Annotated in this window: 20 protein-coding genes, 3 riboswitches and 1 other annotated feature; of the genes, 3 read left to right on the forward strand and 17 right to left on the reverse strand. The window is 35.9% G+C overall.

The features are described 5' to 3' along the window. Nucleotides 1-33: 33 nt before the first annotated feature. A complete protein-coding gene (locus CQ058_RS06510) occupies nucleotides 34-696 on the reverse strand; it encodes a PspA/IM30 family protein (protein ID WP_002011675.1) in 663 nt (220 codons plus the stop codon). Between the two features lie 44 nt (nucleotides 697-740). After that, nucleotides 741-1,097, reverse strand: coding sequence for a lmo0954 family membrane protein (locus tag CQ058_RS06515; protein WP_002011676.1), 357 nt, complete (start codon nucleotides 1,095-1,097; stop codon nucleotides 741-743). A gap of 310 nt (nucleotides 1,098-1,407) precedes the next feature. Between CQ058_RS06515 and CQ058_RS06520 the strand changes: the two genes are divergently transcribed. Beyond that, nucleotides 1,408-1,830: a GNAT family N-acetyltransferase gene (locus CQ058_RS06520; protein ID WP_002011677.1), complete on the forward strand. Its 423-nt coding sequence runs from the start codon at nucleotides 1,408-1,410 to the stop codon at nucleotides 1,828-1,830. A 68-nt stretch (nucleotides 1,831-1,898) separates the two neighbouring features. Here CQ058_RS06520 and CQ058_RS06525 read toward each other — a convergent pair whose 3' ends face one another. From CQ058_RS06525 to gltP, 3 genes are all read right to left on the reverse strand, one after another. Beyond that, nucleotides 1,899-3,215, reverse strand: a complete 1,317-nt coding sequence (locus CQ058_RS06525; protein WP_002193227.1) for a Na+/H+ antiporter NhaC family protein — start codon at nucleotides 3,213-3,215, stop codon at nucleotides 1,899-1,901. A 94-nt stretch (nucleotides 3,216-3,309) separates the two neighbouring features. Further along, nucleotides 3,310-3,415, reverse strand: a riboswitch (SAM riboswitch). A 120-nt stretch (nucleotides 3,416-3,535) separates the two neighbouring features. Then, nucleotides 3,536-4,054 carry a ribonuclease FAU-1 family protein gene (locus CQ058_RS06530; protein WP_002193228.1) on the reverse strand — a complete coding sequence of 173 codons (519 nt, stop codon included), beginning with the start codon at nucleotides 4,052-4,054 and terminating at the stop codon, nucleotides 3,536-3,538. Between the two features lie 68 nt (nucleotides 4,055-4,122). Then, nucleotides 4,123-5,397 carry a glutamate/aspartate:proton symporter GltP gene (gltP, locus tag CQ058_RS06535; protein WP_002011680.1) on the reverse strand — a complete coding sequence of 425 codons (1,275 nt, stop codon included), beginning with the start codon at nucleotides 5,395-5,397 and terminating at the stop codon, nucleotides 4,123-4,125. Nucleotides 5,398-5,889: 492 nt separating this feature from the next. Here gltP and CQ058_RS06540 point away from each other — a divergent pair, with 492 nt between their 5' ends. Both CQ058_RS06540 and CQ058_RS31730 read left to right on the forward strand, forming a co-directional pair. Further along, on the forward strand, nucleotides 5,890-7,164 hold the full coding sequence (locus CQ058_RS06540; protein WP_002011681.1) for a murein hydrolase activator EnvC family protein: 1,275 nt from the start codon (nucleotides 5,890-5,892) through the stop codon (nucleotides 7,162-7,164). 97 nt (nucleotides 7,165-7,261) lie between these two features. Further along, nucleotides 7,262-7,426 (forward strand): hypothetical protein, encoded by a 165-nt coding sequence (locus CQ058_RS31730; protein ID WP_002011683.1) that lies wholly within the window; start codon nucleotides 7,262-7,264, stop codon nucleotides 7,424-7,426. 32 nt (nucleotides 7,427-7,458) lie between these two features. Here CQ058_RS31730 and CQ058_RS06545 read toward each other — a convergent pair whose 3' ends face one another. From CQ058_RS06545 to CQ058_RS06605, 12 genes are all read right to left on the reverse strand, one after another. Then, entirely contained in the window at nucleotides 7,459-8,814 is a 1,356-nt protein-coding gene (locus tag CQ058_RS06545) for a sodium-dependent transporter (RefSeq protein WP_002193229.1), read from the reverse strand. A 111-nt stretch (nucleotides 8,815-8,925) separates the two neighbouring features. Then, nucleotides 8,926-9,172, reverse strand: a binding site (T-box leader). Nucleotides 9,173-9,233: 61 nt separating this feature from the next. Then, a complete protein-coding gene (locus CQ058_RS06555; protein ID WP_002140988.1) occupies nucleotides 9,234-9,851 on the reverse strand; it encodes an NAD(P)-binding protein in 618 nt (205 codons plus the stop codon). Further along, nucleotides 9,826-10,578, reverse strand: coding sequence for a sirohydrochlorin chelatase (locus CQ058_RS06560; protein WP_105589531.1), 753 nt, complete (start codon nucleotides 10,576-10,578; stop codon nucleotides 9,826-9,828). Before CQ058_RS06560 ends, CQ058_RS06555 begins: the two co-directional genes overlap by 26 nt. Before the next feature lies 1 nt (nucleotide 10,579). Next, the gene (gene cobA / locus CQ058_RS06565; RefSeq protein WP_002030683.1) at nucleotides 10,580-11,356 is read right to left on the reverse strand and encodes a uroporphyrinogen-III C-methyltransferase; all 777 of its coding nucleotides are present in this window, start codon (nucleotides 11,354-11,356) and stop codon (nucleotides 10,580-10,582) included. 84 nt (nucleotides 11,357-11,440) lie between these two features. Next, nucleotides 11,441-11,641, reverse strand: a complete 201-nt coding sequence (locus CQ058_RS06570) for a DUF3906 family protein (RefSeq protein WP_000366913.1) — start codon at nucleotides 11,639-11,641, stop codon at nucleotides 11,441-11,443. A gap of 10 nt (nucleotides 11,642-11,651) precedes the next feature. Then, on the reverse strand, nucleotides 11,652-13,274 hold the full coding sequence (locus tag CQ058_RS06575) for a nitrite/sulfite reductase (protein ID WP_002193231.1): 1,623 nt from the start codon (nucleotides 13,272-13,274) through the stop codon (nucleotides 11,652-11,654). 11 nt (nucleotides 13,275-13,285) lie between these two features. Continuing rightward, entirely contained in the window at nucleotides 13,286-13,879 is a 594-nt protein-coding gene (gene cysC, locus CQ058_RS06580) for an adenylyl-sulfate kinase (protein WP_002188928.1), read from the reverse strand. A gap of 12 nt (nucleotides 13,880-13,891) precedes the next feature. Further along, a complete protein-coding gene (gene sat / locus CQ058_RS06585) occupies nucleotides 13,892-15,028 on the reverse strand; it encodes a sulfate adenylyltransferase (protein WP_002126309.1) in 1,137 nt (378 codons plus the stop codon). A gap of 39 nt (nucleotides 15,029-15,067) precedes the next feature. Further along, nucleotides 15,068-15,772, reverse strand: coding sequence for a phosphoadenylyl-sulfate reductase (locus CQ058_RS06590; RefSeq protein WP_002011694.1), 705 nt, complete (start codon nucleotides 15,770-15,772; stop codon nucleotides 15,068-15,070). Nucleotides 15,773-15,859: 87 nt separating this feature from the next. Beyond that, a complete protein-coding gene (locus tag CQ058_RS06595) occupies nucleotides 15,860-16,003 on the reverse strand; it encodes a YezD family protein (RefSeq protein WP_000116159.1) in 144 nt (47 codons plus the stop codon). 72 nt (nucleotides 16,004-16,075) lie between these two features. Next, nucleotides 16,076-16,184: riboswitch (SAM riboswitch) on the reverse strand. Between the two features lie 117 nt (nucleotides 16,185-16,301). Further along, entirely contained in the window at nucleotides 16,302-17,618 is a 1,317-nt protein-coding gene (lysA, locus tag CQ058_RS06600) for a diaminopimelate decarboxylase (protein WP_002193232.1), read from the reverse strand. A gap of 180 nt (nucleotides 17,619-17,798) precedes the next feature. After that, nucleotides 17,799-17,980, reverse strand: a riboswitch (Lysine riboswitch). 89 nt (nucleotides 17,981-18,069) lie between these two features. Then, entirely contained in the window at nucleotides 18,070-18,465 is a 396-nt protein-coding gene (locus CQ058_RS06605) for a DUF3888 domain-containing protein (protein ID WP_181150756.1), read from the reverse strand. Nucleotides 18,466-18,603: the final 138 nt, after the last annotated feature.

Raw genomic sequence — 18,603 nt, forward strand, 5'->3', positions numbered from 1 at the left:
TATATCATAAGCCTGTTTTATTATATACTACAATTATTTTGTTACTTCTTTCGTTAACGATACTTCATTTTTCTCTTTCATTTCACTCTCTAGTTTTGCAATTTTCATATCAAATGTATCACGCTCATGCTCTTCATTTATACGAAGCTCTATGTCACGAATGTGATCTTCAATTTCTTCGAATCGTAAGAACGGATTATTTTCATCCATTTTATGCATAGCAGTATTCATACGGCGGTTTGCATGCGCCATATTTTCACGTGCCATTAATTCCATACGCTTTGCGTTCATTTCTTTTAATTTATTTTTCATTTCTGAAAGACGACGCTCTAACTCATCAATTTGCTCTACAACACCAGCATACATTTCTTCTAAGCGAGTTACTTGCCCTTCATAATACGCTACTTCTTCTAATGCACGTTCATGCAATTGCAATTCGCCTGCTTCTTGTGCGATGATAGCTTGCTTTGATCTTTTATTAACGAAATAACGTGCTTGCTCAAGCTCACGAGCAAAGTTAGATTTTAATGTTTTATGACGCTGAATTAACTTCTCAATTTTTGTTATTTCACGCTCACTATCTCGTAAATATTGGTTTAACATAGCAATTGGATTTTTTCTTTCTTTCTCATCTAACACATTATGAAAATCAGCTAAAATTGCATCGCGTACACGTCCGAATAAAGATTGTTTCATTATAATCTTCCTCTCTTCTACTTTATAATTTGATTTATTTTATATTAGTTTTTCATTAACTTGTTCCACTCATCTTCAAAGTTGCTATATGGTTTAGCACTTTCTGGAGCAGAATCAACAACTACATTTTTTCCTTTTTTCCACTCACGGTATCCGTAGTATAAAACTACTAATGCTGCGATACCGATTAATGCTGGGGAATGAGAAAGTGCAATGGACAAACCGATTAAACCAACAATACCCCAAGCTAACTTTCCAAAAAATGATTTAGCTCGCACAAATGATTTATAGCTCCAGTACACAACTCCTGCTCCAATGGCGAATCCTACAATACCAGCAAGACTACCAAGAGCAATTAAAGCCAAAATACCGGCTGCGATAAACGCTAGAAATTGTTTCATCTTGTGCTTGCCTCCCTTCGATTTGATACTCTTATCTTAACTATTTTTTCATTTTTTCATAACGAGCTTAAGAACTGTTTTCGACTCAGACTTAAGACCGAGTTGAATTCAGCCTTTTGCAAAACGAACATGTATGCGATGCGTATAGATACAGAAAAATTCTTATTCAATAACGGATGAAAATCTCAACTTGCGCGTCCAAAAAATTAGCAATACATACAAACGTTTATTAAATTACATTAAATATATTATTAAGAAAATTATGTTAAAATAAATCAGAAGGCTACATTTAAATTAAAGGGGATATATCATGAATTTACACATTACGAAAGAAATCAATACCGCCGCTAAAAACTATATAAACAATCAGCTTTATGAATATAATTTAAAGCACTTTCCATCTGATTTAAGAGACAGATACTTAGAGATTCATTTATTTCTTAAAGATGAAAATGGTAAAATATGCGGGGGAATATTAGGTGAAGTCTGTTGGAATTGGTTAGAGATTCACTCTTTTATCATCGATGAAGATATACGTGCATTAGGGTATGGAACTAAACTGTTATTAGAAGTAGAAAAAATCGCTTTAGAAAGAAATTGTGATTTTATAAAAGTTGACACTTTAAGCTTTCAAGCATTAGATTTCTATAAAAAATATGGTTATAAAGAGTATGGTATCCTCGATAACGTAGGAAGAGATTATAAACACTACTATTTGAAAAAGGATTTATAAATAATAAAAAACGCTCAGAGAATGTTCTCCGAGCGTTTTCAACTGCTAATAATAAATGTCTCTTTATATTATGCAGTTTTATGATACTCTTTTTTTTCCGCCACTTTAGAAAATCTCGGGAAACCAATTAATATAGAAATGATTCCACATACTCCAACTAAAATTGGATAAAATGCATATGGTAACAATTCGACCGGAGATAACGCAGCAAATCCTGCCGCTGTTAACATTTGAGCACCATATGGGATTAACCCCTGTACACAGCAAGAGAAAAGATCCAGTACACTCGCTGATTTACGGGGATCAATTTCATACTGATCCGCAATATTTTTCGCAAGCGGACCTGTAAAAATGATAGAGATTGTATTGTTTGCTGTACACACATTCGTCATACTCACTAAGCCAGCAATACCGAACTCTGCTCCTTTTTTCGAACGAATATTACGTGTTAAAAGATTCATTAAATATTGAATGCCACCATTATACTGGATAAGTTCAACCATACCACCGATTAAAATGGCAAGTAACACTAACTCCATCATACCGCCCATTCCAGTCGTTACACTTTTAAAGAAACTCTCTAACGTATAACTTCCATCTATAAGACCGATAACACCAGATAGTACCGTTCCACCGGTTAATACAATAAGTACATTCCAGCCAAGTAGCGCTGTAACAAGTACACCTGCATATGGTAAAATCTTCACCCAATCAAATGTATGAGCTTTAATTTCTGTATCATTACCTAAAGTAATCATTACTAATATTACAATTGTAATGACTGCAGCTGGCAATACAATTAAAAAATTCGTTTTAAACTTATCTTTCATTTCTGTTCCTTGCGAACGAACAGCAGCAATTGTCGTATCAGAAATAAATGATAAATTATCGCCAAACATCGCTCCGCCCACAACAGTAGCCATCGTAAGTGCAATTGAGATATCTGTTTGCCCACTAATACCTACAGCAATCGGTGCTAATGCAGCAATTGTTCCCATTGAAGTTCCCATCGCTAATGAAATAAATGCCCCTATAACAAAAATTCCAGCAACGATAAATCCTTGGGGTAAAATAGATAACGCTAAGTTAACAGTGGAATCAACTCCGCCCATTCCTTTTGCTGTTTCAGAAAACGCCCCTGCAAGTACAAAAATTAATACCATAATCATAATATCAGGGTTTCCTGCACCTTTAGCAAATCGTTCTACTTTCACATTAAAGCTTTCCTTACGATTCATCACTAAAGCAATTCCTACAGCAATTGAAATTGCTACAAGTATCGGCAATTTATAGAAATCACCTGTAATAATTCCAGAACCAATAAATAGCGCCAAAAATATTCCAAGTGGTAATAACGCTAAACCATTTCCTCTCGTTTCTTTCAAAGTATCATCTCTCCCTAGTTTTCAACCTTTTCTAATGAACAACAAAAGACCTCTTCCAATGAGAAGAGGTCTTATACATCTATAAGAAACACTCTTCTCATCTTTCAAGCACATGCTTGCTGGATTTGGCACAGCACTCTGAAATCGAGTCCGCTGCCGAGGCATCGTAGGGCCAGTCCCTCCGCCTCTCTTTATAAGAAGGTTTCATATTTATTTTTTAATAATAATTTCTTCCCTAACTTTACTCGCTTACAAAACAAAAGTCAATTATTTTTTGTATAGATTTTTTTGGTAATTATACAAAAATATGAATAAACCAATCATTTTAACTTTTCAATTTCTTTATCCAATATTGAGATCCAATAAAATTTTCTATTTTTTATCGTCGCGATAATCCATTTTGTTGTATTCCATGCTAACTCATATTCTTCTTTTGTAACATCACCAGTTTTATAAGCATCCTCTAACTCGTCTTCATCCAGTACATAGATCTCACCGTTCGGTAACAATACCACATCTAAATATAAATCATCAAAATAAGGTAAACCACGCTCGTCTATTTTATATTCCTTCGTCACATCGATATAATATTGCACTAATTGTTTTTGATTGTCTAACATAGCTGTAATCGCAAAGTTTTTTCCGTTTATAAAATATTGCATCCATGTATACCCATCACCTGCAATGCAAAGATTTTTACCATTGTATTCTTTATGACTAGGTTCTCTCACTTTTTTTATGTCCAGTATTCCTAACATTCCATCCTCTACTTGCTTAACCCTATAATCCTTCTCTATTAGTCGCTTCCACGAAGAACCGTCACCATATTTACGTTTCATTACGTCCGCTCCTCTTCTATATATAGAAAAGCCCCCACATATTATGTGAGAGCTTGTTCATATTATAATTAAGCTGCTTGACCCTTTTCAGATATCTCTTTTAAATAGGCTTGTCCTTTTTCAGCGTCATATTGACCTTCCCACTTAGACATAACTACAGCCGCTAAAGAGTTACCTACAACGTTAACTGCTGTACGAGCCATATCAAGAATACGGTCAATACCTGCAATAAACGCTAAACCTTCAGCTGGAATACCTACTGTACCAAGTGTTGCTAATAATACAACGAATGATACGCCCGGTACACCCGCGATACCTTTTGATGTAACCATTAATACAAGTAATAACGTAATTTGTTGTGTAATGGATAATTCAATACCGTACATTTGCGCTAAGAAAATTGCCGCAATTGCTTGATATAAAGTTGATCCATCTAAGTTAAATGAATAACCTGTTGGAATAACGAAAGATGTAATTGCTTTCGGACAACCGAATTTCTCCATTTTCTCCATAATTTTCGGTAAAACCGTTTCTGAACTTGCTGTAGAATACGCTAAGATCAGCTCGTCTTTTAAAATCTTAAAGAATTGGAAAATGTTTATTCCAAATATTTTCGCTGTAAGTCCTAATACAACTACAACGAAGAAGATCATTGCTCCGTATACTACAATGAGTAATTTCCCTAATGGAATTAATGAAGCTAATCCGAATGTAGAAACTGTAACACCAATTAATGCGAATACACCAAATGGTGCAAACTTCATAACTTGGTTCGTTACATAAAACATTGCATCTGCTACACCTTGGAAAAATTGTAGAACTGGTTTACCACGCTCACCAATTGCTGCTACACCTAAACCAAATAATACTGAGAAGAAGATAATAGCAAGCATATCACCTTCAGCTAATGATTTCATAATGTTCGTCGGAACAATATTTACAAACGTATCCGCGAACGAATGACTTTGTACTTGCTCTGTCGTATGTGTATATTTAGAAATATCTGTTTTTGTTAACTTATCCATATCAACGCCTTTTCCAGGTTGGAAAATGTTTGCTATTAATAAACCAACAACAATTGCAAGTGTTGTAATAATTTCAAAGTAAATAATTGTTTTTCCGCCTAGTCGACCTAACTTTTTAATATCGCCAACACCAGCAACCCCAACAACAATACTCGCTACAACAATCGGTACAACAATCATCTTAATTAATCGGATGAAAATATCACCAATTGGTTGTAAGTACTTCACCACTTCCTGATTGCCAAAGAAAATCGCCCCAACTGTAATACCAAGCGCAAGTCCTATTAAAATTTGCCATGCAAGTCCTATTCTTTTCATACTTGTGGTAACCCCCTCTTCGATGTGTCACTCTATCTCTCATTCTATCTCTATAAAACTTGAAATTAAGAGTATTACATATTATTCGACAATTCACTACATTTTGTCCCTGTTGAAAATCATAAATCAAAATTTAAAATCTGACAACAAAATAAGTTTGCACGAATGCAAATAATTTTCTTGACAAAAACAAACTCCATGTCAGAAAACCTCACATGAAATCGATTCCTTACTAGTGATTGATAGGTTTTTAAAATACTGTTTCATTATGGAAAACTCCATCATTTCCCATGTTTTTTAAAAAAAATATAGAAATTGATATCTTTTTCTATACATTCAAGAATTTTAAATTTATGACAAACACTACGAAAAGATACTAAATTCCGACAAAACTTAGCAAAATTATAAAATTTTCTTTACATTATGATTACAACGATAGACACTCTTCTTCTTATGATATATAACATTCATAGGGAAAGGAGCAAGACAACCATGAAAAAGAAATTTGCAGCATTTAGTGTTTTAGCAGCTGGAACGATTTTCGTTTCCCCGTTACTTTCACCCGTATACGCTGAAACGAATGAGAATAAATTATCTAATATTCAATCCGAATTAGAAGGCAAACAAAATGACTTACAAAATAAATCAGCTGAGAAAGAACAAATAGAAAAAGAAATCCAGGAATTACAAAAGAAAATCGACGAATTAACTACTTCTATTAATAAAAACGAAGCTGAATTAAACGATACAAAAAAAGAAATTAGCAACACACAGCAAGTTATTACTGAAAAAAAGAAACATATAGAGCAATTACAAACGAACATAGATACACGGCAGGAAGTTATTAAACAACGACTACAATCTATGCAAGAAAAGCCTCGTACGAGTATCATTACAGAAGTAATAACAAGTTCTGCAAATATTGCCGATCTTGTTGATAATATGTATTCTGTAAGTTTAATTTTAAATAACGATACAGATATTGTGAAAAAACAAACAAGCGATCAAAATGCTGTGACGACAGAAAAAGAGGCTGTTGAGAAAAAAGAGCAACAACTGAAAGCATCTGAGCAAAAATTAGAACAAAAACAGCAAGAATTACAAAGTAACCAACAACAGCAACAAACTTTTATTAACGATCTACATACGAAAGTAGCAAAAGTAGATTCAGAGATTGAAGGGTTAGAAGAATCAAAAGGCATTTTAGAAAACCAGCGTCAAGCTGTTCAAAAAGCAATTGAAGAAGAAAAACGTGCAGAAGAAGCGCGTAAAGCTGAAGAGGCACGTAAGGCTGAGGAAGCAAAAAAACAGGTAGCCGCTTCTGCTAAAGAAAGCACACAATCCGCACCAACACCGCAAGATACGAACAAAGGTGGATTTATTAAACCTGCCGCTGGATCGAAAACTTCAGGATTTGGTACACGTTCTTTAGATAACCATAAAGGAATCGATATCGCAGCTTCAGGAACAGTGCCAATCGTAGCTGCTGCAGATGGCGTCGTTATCCGTTCAGAATTATCATCTAGTTACGGAAATGTTGTATACTTATCTCACCGTATAAACGGAAAAACATATACAACTGTATATGCACATATGAGTAGCCGTTCTGTATCTAATGGACAAACTGTAAAACAAGGCACTCAACTTGGATTTATGGGGAACACTGGCCAATCATACGGACAACATTTACACTTCGAACTTCACCTTGGGGAATGGAATGTCGGTAAGACAAACGCAGTTGATCCATCTCCTTATATCGGATTATAAAAAACTCGGTGCATACCGAGTTTTTTTACTACTTCACACTTTTTAGACGTTTTACATAAACTACAACTAAATGCCTATATTTTGCGGGGTGATAAATATGAATACACAATTACAAGAAGAAATAGAAGAAGCTAGAGAAACATACATCGGCCGGTTATTTACATTCGGCGGCTCAGCGTTATTTTTAATTGGATCATTTATCGCAGTTGTCACAGCTTATAAAGCATATAATCGCTTATTAAATACACCTACAACACAATAAAAAGACGGAGAATCCACATCTCCGTCTTTTTATTATGCAAACATTTTAAATACACCTATCGCATTTAAAAATACGATAATTACAGTTACCGGAATAACATAACGAAGCAAGAAGAACCAAATATTAAACAATGTTTTCCCTTTCGTTTCCGTAACTTCTAATTCTTTCATTAATAGCTCTTTACTCATTTTATTTGGTACAAATAACGAAATGGCTAGTACTCCGAGTGGCAGTAATACATTACTTACCGAAAAATCGACGAAATCAAAGAATGTCTTACCAAATATTTTCACATCACTCATAATTCCAAACGATAACGCTGATGGGATTCCAACTGCAAAAATAAGAATACCAATTAATAACGAAGCTGATGGACGCTTCTTCTCATTATCTTTCGCAACAGAAGCTACTACAATTTCAAGCATTGAAATCGCAGATGTTAAAGTCGCAAAGAAGAATAACACTAAAAACATAATGAAGAAAAATTGTCCAAATGGAATTTTTGCAAAGACAGCAGGAAGAACGATAAACAGTAGCCCTGGTCCTTCTGTCGGTTTAACTCCTAATGCGAAAATCGCTGGAAAAATCGCTAACCCTGCAAGTACTGTAATAAATACAGTTAAACTTACAATAGATGTTGCTGATTTAGCTAAATGCTCTTCTTTCTTTAAATACGAACTATACGTTACCATTACCGAGGCACCTACCGTTAGTGAGAAGAAAGATTGCCCCATCGCATATAAAATCGTATCTGCTGTAAGCTTTGAAAAATCTGGTTTTAAGAAGAACTCTACCCCAGCCATAGCACCATCAAGTGTTAACGCACGAATAATGATAGCAATAAATAAAACGAATAATAACGGCATCATGTACTTACTTGCTTTTTCTATGCCTTTTTCCACACCTTTACTAACAACAAAAATGGTACAAAGCATAAAGATGAATTGCGCCCCAATCGCACTTACTGGATTTGAAATTGTTTCAGCAAACAATTGTCCATAATCGACTACTCCGTTCCAGAAACTACCTGTGACACTATAGTATAAATAAAGTAAAATCCATCCACCTACAACACTATAAAAAGATAGTACGCTAAAACAAGTAACAACCCCCATACGACCAATCCAAGGGTATAACTTGCTATTCGGTACTAATACTTTATAAGCTGTAACGGCCTCTTTTTGAGTACTACGGCCAATAACAAATTCAGCTAAAAGAAGAGGCATACCAATAAATAAAGTTAATAGTAAGAATACAAGGAAGAATGCGCCTCCCCCACCATTACCTGCAACATATGGAAACTTCCATATTGCACCAAGACCTACTGCGGCTCCGGCTGCTGCGAGTACAAAGCCAATTTTCGACGTCCATTGCTGTGTTTCTTTCATCATAAATTCTCCTTTTCTGAATATTATAACTTTTATCAATTATACACTTTCATTTCATACTCGCACACCTCCTTTAGAAAATAAAAAAGTCCCCTACACGCAAATATGCATGTAGAGGACGATATATGTAATAGAATACCGTGGTACCACCTCAATTGGATCAATAAATCCCACTTGTTCAGGTACAGGAAAATTCCGATACCCTATCCTTTTAACGGCGGAACCCGGGTTGCCTACTGCAATGTTCAGCATACCTCTCGCAAGCCCATTCTGTATATTTTATCGTACCGGGCTCACACCTTACCCCAGCTCTCTGAACGCATCAAATATACGTACTCTTCTTGCTCATCGATTTCATCTTTTGAAGTTACTTGTGATTATAAATTATATTTTTATATTTGTAAAGCACAATTCGCTCACTATCCTATATAAATTCCCCTCTCTAATTCTTGTAAAAAAAGCTCTCTTTTTTGTTCACTTTGAACATATATCGACTTTAATACTTCTTGTAACAATATATTTTTTTGCCTTTTCTCTACTTGTAATTCTTTCACTTTTAGTCTAACTTCATATAAAAAATCAAGATACGATTCATACTTCTCATCATATTTATTTGCGATATCATCACGAATTTTTTTTGCAAGTTTCGGACTTGCCCCTCCAGTAGAAACAGCTACATTAAGCAATCCACGATGAATTGCCGCCGGAAAATGAACATTTCCACTTTCCGGATTCGTAATAACATTTACCAATTGATTCACTGCGGCATCTTCAGCAATTTGTTCATTTAGTACCGAATTACTAGTCGCTGCAACTACTAAAAAAGCATCTTTAATATCACTTTTCTCATACTCTCTTTGATACCAACGAATTTGCTTTTCTTCTACAAGTTTCACTAAATTTGCATCTAATTCTGTACTTACTACAACAATATCCGCACCTTGTTTTAGTAAAGGAATAATTTTAAACCCCGCTACTTTCCCTCCACCAATGACAACAACACGTTTCTTATCAACTCGCACTGTAAGTGGATACATATTGATCTCCCTTCAATATTTCCTCTGTTTTCTGAATTAACATCTCTCGAAACGCTACATTCTTTCCTAAATAGGGACTTATTTTTATCTCTTCCGACTCATATTGACGCACTTCTTTCTCAACATGTTTCATGAGTAAGCCTGTAAATAATAAGTAAGGTAACACAACAATGTTCCGTTCTTTTTGTTCTACAATTTCTTTCAACCTCTCATCAAACTTCGGCTCCGCGGCTGCTAAATAACAAACTTCCACCTCTTTAATGTTCTCTTCTTTTTGAAATAAAGAAGAAATCCACTTTATGTCTTGTAAAGTTTCCGGATCACTACTCCCTCTTGCAACGAGCAAAAGTGTTACTTTTTCTTTATAGTCTTTAATACCACTTCCGTTATATACCGCTTTTACAAGCACTTCTGATACACCAAATGGATTACCATACACTATTTTGATATCCGGATATTCCTCGTTTAACTTTCGTAATTCAAACGGAATATCTTTCTTTACATGTCCTGCCGCTAATAAAAAAACTGGAATAGCGACAATCTCTGTAGCACCACGCTTCACACATGTACGAAATCCTTCTTCAATAGAAGGATTCGCTAGCTCTAAAAAACAAATTTCTTGAATATTTGCCTCTACACGGTTCATACATGACGTAATAAATGCAACCGCTTCTTCTTTTGCTGCTTTCAAACGGCTTCCATGACATATATATATAACAGCCTTCATTTTACAATACTCCGCTTACTTGATATGCATTTTCCGTTTGTTTCTCAAACCAATGTATCTTTTCTCTAAAACGGACAACTTCTCCAATAACAATCATACTTGGATTTTGAATTCGTTCTTTTTTGGCAACATCTACAATTGTTCCTAACGTCGCTGTAACAGTACGTTGCATAGATGTCGTTCCCCACTCAATGATAGCGGCAGGTGTACTTTGATCTTTTCCATGTTTTATTAGTTGTTCACATATGTAAGGTAAATTACTAACCCCCATATAGACCGCTAATGTATCTACACCTTTCGCTAAACTTTCCCACTTAACTTCCTCTTCAGCCCCTTCTTTCCGGTGCCCTGTCACAACAGCAAAACTTGCACTTGCATCGCGATGCGTTACTGGAATTCCAGCATAAGCAGGAGCAGCTATACCAGCTGAAATACCAGGAATAATTTCAAATGGGATACTTTGCTTCGCTAACGCTTCAGCTTCTTCTCCACCTCTTCCAAATACAAATGGATCTCCGCCCTTAAGTCTCGTTACAACTTTTCCTTTTTTCGCATATTTAATAAGAAATGTGTTAATTGTCTCTTGCTTCATCGTGTGATAATTTGGGAGTTTCCCGCAATAAATTAAATCCGCTTCAGGCTTTGCATGAGAAAGCAATTCTTTATTTACGAGACGGTCGTACAATATAACATCAGCCTTCTCGATGCATCTCAACCCTTTAACAGTAATTAAATCCGGATCACCAGGACCCGCCCCGACGATATAAACCTTCCCCATAATCTCTCCTCATTTCTACTATAAAATGAAACTTCCACTCTTAATCACGAATGGAAGTTACTATTATTTCGTATTACATGTTCTCTACTCATGAATAACAAATGCCGCCCCTTTTCGAATCTTCTTTTTTTCAAACAAAGAAATCTCTTTCACTTCTGGTAACGGTAAAAAATGTTTTTCAAGCTCAATTTCCGCAAGCTTAAATGCCTGTTCTTCACTCTGAGCAACGACAACAATTGGAACAATACTATTTACTAATACAGCTTCAAATCGATATAAGTCCATATTGCCCCTCCTAAGATGCTATTACTTCTTCTAATACACGATTTAGTACAATTTGTAATTCTTCCACTCCAACACGTCCTACGAAATCATAAAACGTTTCGGCTAGTAATTTATTCTTTTGGAAATAACTTAAAAAGGACACGAGAACATCCGGCAAATCTTCTCCATCTATTTTCCCTTTTAACTTTTCGTTATATGCTCCTCCGTCTAATAGTGTTCCGCCCACATATATTTCAAACGCCTCAACGATTCCCTTTTCCTTCGTTTTCAGTTTTATCCCTTGCAAACCAATATCAGCAATTTGACGTTGACCACATGAGTTCGGGCATCCTACCATATGAATTCGAACTGGAACATCGAGTGCAATTTGTGTATCTAAGTACTCTGCGATTTTGCGTAATCTTTCTTTCGTTTCTACTAACGCAAGATTGCAATACTCAATGCCAGTACATGAAACCGCATGACCGATAAACGATTTCGGATTTGCTGAAATTGCTTCAAACAACGGTTCACTTAATAATCCTGCAACATTTTCTGGCGGAACATTCGGAATAATGAAGTTTTGAGAGTTACAAGTTCGAATTTGCCCGTTTCCATATTTCTTTGCAATTCTTGCAATCTCAAACATTTCCTCTGCGTGTAAACGTCCTACTGGTACATTAAAGCCGACATACTTTAATCCTGCTTGTTTTTGATCTTGAACGCCATAAAAGTATCCTGCATTCCAGCCTTTGAGAGCACTTTCCCCTTTACTTTGCAATGGGCCTGTGTATTCTACTAGTTTCTCTTTAAATTTCTCAGCGCCCCAGTCAGCGACAAGAAATTTCAAACGTGCTAAGTGGCGTTTTTCACGATATCCAAAATCACGGAATATAGTAGCAATTGCAATCGACACTGCCTTCACTTCTTCTGGTAAAACGAATACATCTAATTCTTCCGCTAAGTATGGACGAGCTGATAATCCTCCGCCTATTTTTATATGAAACCCAACCTTTTCCTCACCATTTATTTCTTTCGTAGCAGGTGTAAACGCCACACAGTTAATCTCTGCATTTGCTGAATTATAAATGTTAGAACTAATAGACATTTTGAATTTACGTGGTAGATTAGAAAACTCTTCATTATGTTGGAAGTAATCGTATATTTCTTTAACAATCGATGTTGTATCAAATAGTTCATTCGCATCAATTCCAGCAAGTGGATTACCTGTAATATTACGCGTAATATCACCGCATGCCCCTGCTGAAGATAAACCAACTCTAGCTAACCTCTTAAAAATATCCGGGATTTGCCCAATTTCTAACCAATGAAACTGAATCGCCTGTCTTGTCGTAATATCTAACACATCACGCCCATAATCTTCAGCAATGGAAGCCAACACCTCTGCCTGCGCATTTGTAATAATTCCAGAAGGAATGTTGACACGCATCATAAAATAGCCCGCTTCTTTCGGCCTTTGCAAATACAATCCCGCCCATTTAAAAGCGTCCCACTCTTCTTTCGGAATAGATTCAAATCCATTCTCCGCATAGTAAGGAATATCATTAAAGATTTCTAATCCGTCTTTCTCTAATTTCTTTTTCTCTGTTTGATTTAATTTTTCATTATTAGCCCACACTTTTTCATAACTCATCTTTTATCCCCCTATATGAAACTACGCTCTTGCAAGTACTTCACAATTTGCTCTGCACATTCTTCAATAGAATACTTGTGCGTTTCTACAATTAATTCTGCTTGTTTTGGTTCCTCATACGGTGAATCGATACCTGTAAACTCTTTAATATCACCTTTTCTCGCCTTTTTATAAAGTCCTTTCGGATCACGTTTCTCACACTCTTCAATTGGACATTTTACAAACACTTCTATAAACTCATCTGCAGCTAATAGTTCCCTAACTTGTTTTCGGTCTACTCGAAATGGTGAAATAAACGCTGTAAGGACAACAGTTCCTTGATCTACAAATAACTTTGCCACTTCACCAATACGTCTTATATTTTCCATGCGATCACTTTCAGAAAAACCTAAATCTTTATTTAAACCTTGGCGAATATTATCCCCATCTAGCACATAATTTCCGATATTCTTTTCAAACAGTTTGCGAGCAACCGCATTCGCTACTGTAGATTTACCCGAAGCTGATAAACCAGTAAACCAAACTACAAAACTGTGATGCCCATTCTTCACTCTTCTCTCATTTTTTGAAACAGAAGCTGTATGCCAAGTAATATTCGTATCCATCTCATTCTCTCCCTATTCTGTTACTACTTCTTTTTTCAAACCTTTAATTAGCACTTCCACTACTTCTTTACGACTAAATGTACTTGGCGGAATCTCACCATTCCTTAACATTTCTCGTACTTTCGTACCCGATAAAATGACACGGTCTTCTTTTCCATGCGGACATGTTTTCGTTGAAGCCATTGCTTCACATTTCGTGCAGTAAAAACTATGTTCAAAAAATAACGGCGTAATCCCTAACTCTTCTACTGTAAAATTCGTAAAGATTTCCTGCGCTTCATATGTTCCGTAATAGTCCCCTACCCCAGCATGATCACGCCCTACAATAAAGTGGGTACAACCAAAGTTCTTTCTTACTAGTGCATGAAATATCGCTTCCCTTGGTCCTGCATAACGCATTGCTGCAGGAAATACACCTAAAAAGACACGATCTTTCGGATAATAGTTTTGAAGTAATACTTCATAGCTTTCCATCCTTACATCAGCAGGAATATCATCTGACTTCGTTTCCCCAACGAGCGGATTTAAAAAGAGACCATCTACAATTTCAAGGGCAGATTTTTGAATATACTCATGGGCACGATGTACTGGGTTTCTCGTTTGAAATCCAACTACTGTTTTCCAACCGCGTTTTTTAAATTCTTCTCTCGTTTCAATTGGATCTAAATGATAAGAAGGAAATGGATTATTCCCAAAACGTTTTGTAAGAATAATAGCTCCTCCAACGTAAACGTTTGGTCGTTCATATAATTTCTTTACTCCTGGATGAGCTTCATCCGTCGTTTTATATACAAGTAACGCTTCTTTTTCTTTATCAGGTACAAAAATATCTTCTATTTGAATAACACCATATACATTTCCATCGTTAACAAGTTTTACTTCCTCTCCAGCTTTCAGTCCCTCTGCTACTTCCTCTGTTACCGGTAGTGTAATCGGTATACTCCATACGCTACCATTTGCTAAACGAAGCGTTTCTACTACTGAATCATAATCTCTCTTCCCTAAAAATCCTGTAAGAGGGCTATATCCTCCTGTCGCCAAAAGTTCTAAATCACTAAGTGCAATTTTGTCTATCTCGATTTCCTTTACAATGTTCGATATTTCATATGTTTCATCAATGCGGTTTACTAATTCATTTGTTGTACTCATCTTCTTATATCCCTTCTTAGCTTTATTTCAAAATCTATCTCATTGAAAGTGAAGGCCACATTCCGTCTTCATTTTCCCAGCCCATCTTCCATCTCTTGAGTTGCCACCATCACCTACAGGTAATGTACATTTCTCACACCCAATACTCGGATAGCCAACATCATGCAATGGGTTATACGGCAAACTATGTTTATATACATATCGCCAAACTTCTTTCCAAGTCCAATGAATGAGTGGACAAACTTTAATAGATTGAAAACGACGATCTTGATTTATAAACTGTGTATGCTTACGCGTTTCTGATTGTTCCCTTCTTAAGCCTGATATCCACGCTTTTTCCGCTGCTAATGATTTTTCTAACGGTAAAATTTTTCTAATACTACAGCAAAGATTCGGATTACTTTCCCATAACTTCTCTCCATGAAGCTTCGCTTGTTCATCGAGTGTAAGTTCTGGCTGTTTTTCTATAATATTTAATGAAGGAAATCTCTCGCGTACCTTCTTAATTAATTCGTACGTTTCTTGAAAATGAACATTTGTATCCAAAAATACAACTTTAGCAGATGGATTTACTTGGTTTATAAGATGCAATAAAACCATTCCCTCCACCCCAAAGCTACATGCATATACAATTTCATCTTTATATTCGTTATAAGCCCAACTTAATACTGATAGCGCGCCTTTCGTTTCATCTTCTTCAGAAAATGAAACACTATTTTCTTTCCACGTTTCGTACGTCAACATGTTTTTTCCCCCTGTAAAAGCAAAAAGACGGCTTTAACCTATTAAAAATAGATTAAAACCGCCTCTAGTTTTTCTAGTCAGCGCTTTTTACTTTAAACGAACCTTTTCACTTTTTTCTAATTGAATCACTTTTCCATCTTGCACAACAATTGTAATGGAACCATATTTCATATCAGCAAGCATCGCTTGAATTTTCTCAGATACTTCATCAAAATGCTCCCGTACGCTCACGCAAACAGCCCCCCTTTTTATTCATAAAAAAAATCTTTCCCATTTCGAAAAGACTGTTCGGTAATATATTTTACCTTATCTTTCAAAATGGATTCCATTTTGCTGGATTTAGCACCTTGCTTTCTATAAGCAGGTTGCCGAGCTTCGTAGGGCCAGTTCCCTCAGCTTCTCTTGATAAGCTTTGTATTTGTATTTTATCACAATTCTGATTTTTTTCAATCCTAGTTTTCCGATATATTTAATTATTTTTCTTTTTTTAAAAGGAGTTGCCTTTACTAGACAACTCCTTCTTTCTCATTCACACCAGCTCTTTAATACGTATGCGATCGTTCCCAATGATATTTTCATATGTTTCACGTTCTACGACAATTTGTGACGTCCCGCCTTTTGCAAAGACGACAGCTGGTCTACGAATACGATTATAATTATTCGCCATCGAGTACCCATATGCCCCCGTACAAGAAATTGCTAGTAAATCAGAAGAAGCAACTTGCGGTAAGTTAATATCCCAAATCAGCATATCTCCACTTTCACAGCATTTCCCAGCAATCGAAACGAGTTCCTCATTCTCATCATTCCCTCGATTCGCCAACATCGCCTCATAACGGGCCCCGTATAGAGCTGGTCTTAAATTATCTGTCATTCCACCATCGACTGAAACATATTTCCGAATGCCAGGAATCTCTTTCACCGCTCCGACTGTATAAAGTGTTGTTCCAGCATCACCTACGATACTACGACCTGGTTCAATCCATATTTCTGGAAGCGGATATTCACATAATGTAAATTGTTCTCTTATCGTACTTGTTACAGCGTGCACATACGTTTCAAGTGTTAACGGTGTATCTGAATCCGTATAACGTATACCGAAACCTCCGCCCACATTTAATACTTTCATCACATAATGTGTTCGCTCTCTCACTTCTTCTAAAAATTGGCGGAGTACTTCAATTGCTCGAACAAATCCAGCCGTTTCAAATATTTGTGATCCGATGTGCGAGTGAATTCCTAGCACATTATAATTTGATTTTTGCAAGGCAAGCTCAATTGCTTGCATCGCTTGACCATTTGAAACACCAAATCCAAATTTCGAATCCTCTTGACCTGTTGTTATATATTCGTGTGTATGTGCCTCTACTCCAGGCGTTACACGGATTAATATGTTCACAAATTTCCCATGTTGCATTGCTAAATCATGTAAGATTTCTAATTCTAAGAAATTATCTACTACAAAACAACCGATATTCGCCTGAAGAGCCATAATCATTTCTTCTTCTGTTTTATTATTTCCGTGAAAATGAATACGCGATGCCGGAAAACCAGCTTGGAGCGCAGTATATAATTCTCCTCCAGAAACAACATCTAAAGACATATTCTCTTCACGAGCTACTCGGCACATCTCCATGCACAAGAACGCCTTGCTTGCATATGCTACTTGATAAGAGAAACCACTTTCTTTAAAAGCACGATGAAACGCGCGGCACTTTCCTCGAATAGACTCTTCATCGTATACATAAAGTGGTGTTCCGTATTGTTTTGCTAGCTGCGTCGTATCGCACCCACCAATTTCTAAGCGTCCTTGCCCATTGATTCGGCTTGTGCCGTGTAAATACATTTGAATTCCTCCCTTATTTCCTCTAAAACTCATAACCCCAATCTTCTATTCATTGCAGCACGCTTTTAGATAGACAAAAAACGCGCGGAACAATGTTCACACGCGTTTCTTATTAGGAAAAATATATATTGAAAAAATAAACGAGTTGTTATCTCCTCAAAATAAGAAACCGCATCAACATCTCCAAATAGCTCTTCATAAAATAAATCTTATGACAGTACTACATTTATTCAATGCAGTCCCAATATATGAATAAGATGGTTATTCTTATATTTCGGCAATAGTCCCTTTCAACCTATGATCACAGATTCCATTAAATCTCCCATAGCTTACTCTTTCCTATCGCGGCCTCTACCTTTGAGAGTAGATGAGGTAAGTCTATTTAATTTTCAAACATCTAATTGTTGCTATTAACAATACCAAAGGACCATTTTATTTGTCAAACAATTTTTTATATTGTTTTTTTACAGTTTAATTTTGTATCATTTGGTAAGCGCTTTACTGAAACCTTTGTCACTTCCCATTCGCCCTCTTCGTTATTAAATGTAATCGTTACCTTCTCAAATGGTGGAACAATTTTCCCACCAACCTGTTCATACTTCGTTACTTCAATACTCGTTTGAAATAAATATGTACCACTATACACTTTTTTTAAACTAATAATTTTAGGACATTGATAAGGCTTCAAGCTCCCATATTGTTTTTCAATTGCCTTATTTATTTTTGGAAATAAAACAGAATAAAGGGCATCTTCCATAAGGGGTGCATCATATTGTGCTACCGACACACTCGGTGAAGCAAAAAGTATAACACTACTGCATACTATAAAATATAATAATTTTCGCATTATAACCTCCGTTTTATTACTCGATTCTTTTTGCGCACGATAATTATCATACATAGAAACTCCGTTTTATTGTCTCCCACTGCCCTTTTTCTACTCAATTATTATAAAAAAGCCCACAACTCTCTTTTATTTTCGTAT

The organism is Bacillus sp. MYb56, assembly GCF_002976445.1.
Lineage (GTDB): Bacteria > Bacillota > Bacilli > Bacillales > Bacillaceae_G > Bacillus_A > Bacillus_A mycoides.